The sequence below is a fragment of the Methylobacterium sp. J-090 genome (assembly GCF_022829345.1).
GTDB lineage: Bacteria > Pseudomonadota > Alphaproteobacteria > Rhizobiales > Beijerinckiaceae > Methylobacterium.
In genome coordinates this window covers 1-205 of the sequence record NZ_JAKSXV010000009.1, presented here as the reverse complement: position 1 = coordinate 205, position 205 = coordinate 1, and the positions used below count along the sequence as shown (strand labels likewise).

Annotated in this window: 1 protein-coding gene; it reads left to right on the top strand. The window is 66.3% G+C overall.

The window, feature by feature from the left end; genetic code table 11:
- Positions 1–56 precede the first annotated feature (56 nt).
- Positions 57–205, top strand: a 149-nt coding sequence (locus tag MKK49_RS00685; protein WP_244026098.1) for a transposase, incomplete at its 3' end; no start/stop codon positions are given.

Below are 205 nucleotides of genomic sequence, written 5' to 3'. Positions count from 1 at the left end.
CTAGGGCGTCTCTGCAAAGGGTTCACGGGCGTGGTGATCGCCCCCATGTTGTCGGGATGCGACGTTACGAACTGACTGATGCGCAGTGGGAGCAGATCGCCCCGTTGCTGCCTCCGCAGAAGCCGCGCACGGGCCGGCCAGCGGAGGATCACCGCCAGGTCCTGAACGGTATGCTTTGGATCCTGCGCACGGGTGCGCCCTGGGC